The organism is Pseudolysinimonas sp. (assembly GCF_031389465.1).
Taxonomy (GTDB): Bacteria; Actinomycetota; Actinomycetes; order Actinomycetales; family Microbacteriaceae; genus Pseudolysinimonas_A.
Genome location: NZ_JANMSQ010000076.1, coordinates 1 through 3,982, shown reverse-complemented (window position 1 = coordinate 3,982; position 3,982 = coordinate 1). Strand labels below are relative to the sequence as shown.

Genomic DNA, 3,982 nt, shown 5'->3' with positions numbered 1-3,982 from the left:
GAGCTATGGCTGAAGCACGTCGTTCCGACTTGAGGAACGTCGCGATCGTCGCGCACGTCGACCATGGCAAGACGACGCTCGTCGACGCCATGCTGCGGCAGACCGGTTCCTTCGGCTCGCACGAGCACATGGAGGAACGCGCCATGGACTCGAACGACCTGGAGCGCGAAAAGGGCATCACAATCCTCGCGAAGAACACCGCGGTCACCTACAAAGGGGTTCACGCGACCGACGGTCCAGTGACGATCAACGTGATCGACACTCCCGGCCACGCCGATTTCGGTGGTGAGGTGGAGCGTGGGCTGTCGATGGTGGATGGCGTGGTGCTTCTCGTCGACGCGAGTGAGGGCCCGCTGCCGCAGACTCGATTCGTGCTGCGGAAGGCGCTCGAGTCGAAGTTGCCGGTCATCCTGCTGGTGAACAAGACCGACCGACCGGATGCCCGCATCGACCAGGTCGTCGAGGAGTCCCACGATCTGCTGCTCGCTCTCGCGAGCGACCTGCACGACGACATGCCCGACCTCGATGTCGACGCGCTTCTCGACCTCCCGGTGGTCTACGCGTCGGGACGCAACGGCGCCGCGTCGTGGAACAAGCCGGAGAACGGCACACTTCCCGACAACGACGACCTTGAACCGCTGTTCGAAGCGATCCTGAAGCATGTTCCCGCTCCGACGTACGACGACGAAGCCCCGCTGCAGGCCTGGGTGACCAACCTCGACGCCAGCCCGTTCCTCGGTCGGATCGCGCTGTTGCGCGTCTTCTCGGGCACGATCCGGAAGGGCCAGACGGTTGCCTGGGTGCGCCACGACGGGTCGCACACCAGCGCACGCATCACCGAGCTGTTGCTGACCCGCGCGCTCGAGCGGTATCCCGCCGAGAGTGCGACGGCCGGCGACATCGTCGCGATCGCCGGTTTTCCCGACATCACGATCGGCGAGACGATCGCCGACCCCGACGACATCCGTCCGCTTCCCGCGATCACGGTCGACGACCCGGCGATCTCGATGACGATCGGCACGAACACCTCGCCGCTCGTCGGCAAAGTCAAGGGTCACCGGCTCACCGGTCGCATGGTGAAGGACCGGCTCGATCGCGAACTCGTCGGCAACGTGTCGCTCAAAGTCGTCGACATCGGCCAGCCGGATGCCTGGGAGGTGCAGGGCCGCGGGGAGTTGGCCCTCGCGATCCTCGTCGAGAACATGCGCCGCGAAGGCTTCGAACTGACCGTCGGCAAGCCGCAGGTGGTCACGAAAACGGTCGACGGCAAGACGTTCGAACCGTTCGAGCACCTCACGATCGATGCGCCCGAAGAACACCTCGGCGCGATCACCCAGCTGCTCGCTGCCCGCAAGGGCCGCATGGACACGATGACGAACCACGGCACCGGATGGGTGCGCATGGAGTTCATCGTGCCGTCGCGCGGGCTCATCGGCTTCCGCACCGAGTTCCTCACCATCACGCGCGGGACCGGAATCGCGAACGCGATCTCACACGGCTACGAGCCGTGGGCCGGCGCGATCACGACCCGCGTGAACGGCTCGATCGTCGCCGACCGCTCGGGTGTCGTGACGCCGTTCGCGATGGTCGCCTTGCAGGAGCGCATGTCGTTCTTCGTCAAGCCGACGCAGGAGGTTTACGAGGGCATGGTGATCGGCGAAAACTCGCGCGCTGACGACATGGACGTGAACATCACGAAAGAGAAGCAGCTCACCAACATCCGCTCGTCGACGTCGGACAACTTCGAGAAGATGACCCCGTCGCGCGAGCTGACGCTCGAGGAGTGCCTCGAGTTCGCTCGTGAAGACGAGTGCGTCGAGGTCACTCCGGAGATCGTGCGCATCCGCAAGGTCGAGCTCGTCGCGTCGGCGCGGGCGCGCAATCTGTCGCGGTCGAAGAAGCAGGCTTAGTTCTCGTCCGCGCACGTCAACCTCTCAGCGGCCCCGATCCGTCGTTCTCATAAGGGGTCGCGCTACGATCCCGCTATCGAGGCGAGGAGATTTGCCATGCTGAAGAAGAACCTGCGGCCCTGGATGCTCGCGATCGGGGTCATCCCGTTGGCGCTGACCCTCACCGGATGCTTCGGGATCCCGGGTCTGCCGAACAATCCCAACGGCTCCGATGGCGGGTCTGACGGCGGCACCGACGAGGTCGACGAGGAACTCGTCGAAGATATGGTCGAGGGCAGCGGCAGCGACGTCGATTTCGAGTCGGGTTCGCTCCCGGCTGACTTCCCGGTCGATGATGTGCCCCTTGTCGAGGGCGAGATCGGCCATAGCATGTCCATCTCGAACGGCGCGGCCTGGACCGTGACGATCTTCACGGCCGACGAGGCGACGGCCAACTCGGCGGCCGGCCTGCTCGAGCAGGCGGGCTTTAGCAACGAGAGCGGCATCTTCTGGGAGACCGCGGAGTACATGGTCGTGATCGTCGCGACCGCCGAGGACGACGACGGTCGCTGGTACGTCCACTACCAAGTGCAGGTGCAGCAGTGAGCACCCGGACGTCGCGGCTCGCGACGGCTGCACTCGGTGCCGTGCTCCTGCTCGGACTTCCGGCGCTCACCGGGTGCGCGGCGATCGAGGGGATTATCGAGCAACAGACCGGGGGCGACGTCGATCTCGGCGGCAACACCGTGCCCGAAGACTTCCCGGCGGATGTGCCGCTTGCCGAGGGCGAGATCGTCAACGGCTCCGCGATCACCGGCGGTGAGGGAAAAGTCTGGAACGTGTTGATCAACGTCTCCGACCCGGCAGCGCCCGAAACGATCGCCGCCCAGCTCGAAGGCGCGGGGTTTACCTCGGCAGGCACGGGTGAGGTCACCGACAGCGGGGGCACGCTCACGTACATGAAGGACGACCTCGTGGTGAACGTTCTCCTCGGGAAGGTCGGCTCCGGCTGGACCGCCAACTACACCGTCGCTCAGGCGGCTGGCTAGATGACTGTCCGCGCAGTCGCGGCGCCGGCGGCGCTCGCGTTGGTGGCGCTGCTGCTGGTCGGCTGCGCCACCGCGGGAGGTGCGGAACCCGACGCGTCCGAGTCGTCCGTGCCGCCGTCGACGGCTCCGGATTCCGGAACCGGGGGAGAGGTGGTGATCCCGGCGACCTTCCCGCTCGACGAGGTGCCGCTGATCGATGGTGACCCGGTGTTCGCCGTCGATCTCGGAACCGGCTGGACGGTGATCTTCCCCCGCGAAGACTTCGCCGACGGCTACGGCGAGGCGGCTTTGCTGCTCGACGGGGTCGGCTTCACCGCAGTGGCCAACAGCGCGAGCCCAGAGGGCACGTTCGGCCAGTTCACGACCGACACGTACACGGTCAACCTCACCGCGACGACAGACCCGACCTACGGTCCATCGGTGTCCTACGTCGTCGTTCTCAACTGAGGGCGTCGGTAGTGGCCTCGCGCGTCTTCACCATCGTTCTCGCGTTTGCCACGGGCGCGGGGGTGGGCTTCGTGCTCACCTTCACGCATCGCCACTACGTCGTCGAGCTCGGCGATGTCTCGGTGCCGTTCGGGCTCATCGGGGGTCTCGCGGTCGTGGCGGCACTGCTCGCCGGGATGCGGCTCGCCTTTGCGGAGCGCGCCGCGCCGATCGCCGCAGCGGTGGGCGTCATTCTCGGGTCGGCCGTCTTGACCCTGCCCGGCAACAGCGGTTCGCTCTTCATGCCCGAGGACCCGATCGGGTATGTCTGGGCGGTCGGCCCGACAGTTCTCGCAATCGTGATCATCGCTTGGCCGGAGCGAAGTAGTCGGGTAAGGGCCACCTAACCAGCCAGCACCCGTCACTCTTCGTAGACTGGATCACGTGACGTACGTGATCGCCCTTCCGTGCGTGGATGTCAAAGACCGCGCCTGCATCGACGAGTGCCCCGTCGACTGCATCTATGAGGGCGACCGGATGCTTTACATCCAGCCCGACGAGTGCGTCGACTGCGGCGCCTGCGAGCCGGTCTGCCCGGTCGAAGCCATCTACTACGAA

6 protein-coding genes are annotated in these 3,982 nt (G+C 65.9%); all 6 read left to right on the top strand.

All coding sequences use genetic code 11. From position 1 onward, the window contains the following. Window positions 1-5: 5 nt before the first annotated feature. Window positions 6-1,910 (top strand): translational GTPase TypA, encoded by a 1,905-nt coding sequence (typA, locus tag RMO30_RS02905; RefSeq protein WP_309709270.1) that lies wholly within the window; start codon window positions 6-8, stop codon window positions 1,908-1,910. A gap of 96 nt (window positions 1,911-2,006) precedes the next feature. Next, window positions 2,007-2,495 carry a hypothetical protein gene (locus RMO30_RS02900; protein ID WP_309709268.1) on the top strand — a complete coding sequence of 163 codons (489 nt, stop codon included), beginning with the start codon at window positions 2,007-2,009 and terminating at the stop codon, window positions 2,493-2,495. Beyond that, a complete protein-coding gene (locus RMO30_RS02895; protein WP_309709266.1) occupies window positions 2,492-2,938 on the top strand; it encodes a hypothetical protein in 447 nt (148 codons plus the stop codon). Before RMO30_RS02900 ends, RMO30_RS02895 begins: the two co-directional genes overlap by 4 nt. Further along, complete coding sequence (locus tag RMO30_RS02890; RefSeq protein WP_309709264.1) at window positions 2,939-3,385, top strand: hypothetical protein; 447 nt, start codon at window positions 2,939-2,941, stop codon at window positions 3,383-3,385. An 11-nt stretch (window positions 3,386-3,396) separates the two neighbouring features. After that, window positions 3,397-3,771 (top strand): hypothetical protein, encoded by a 375-nt coding sequence (locus RMO30_RS02885; protein ID WP_309709262.1) that lies wholly within the window; start codon window positions 3,397-3,399, stop codon window positions 3,769-3,771. A gap of 37 nt (window positions 3,772-3,808) precedes the next feature. Continuing rightward, on the top strand, window positions 3,809-3,982 hold a 174-nt coding region (locus RMO30_RS02880), incomplete at its 3' end, for a ferredoxin family protein (RefSeq protein ID WP_309709261.1).

Excerpts from the sequence above, each read along its gene's own strand:
- typA (WP_309709270.1), top strand. The coding sequence starts at position 6 with ATGGCTGAAGCACGTCGTTCCGACTTGAGGAACGTCGCGATCGTCGCG.
- RMO30_RS02900 (WP_309709268.1), top strand. The coding sequence starts at position 2,007 with ATGCTGAAGAAGAACCTGCGGCCCTGGATGCTCGCGATCGGGGTCATC.
- RMO30_RS02890 (WP_309709264.1), top strand. The coding sequence starts at position 2,939 with ATGACTGTCCGCGCAGTCGCGGCGCCGGCGGCGCTCGCGTTGGTGGCG.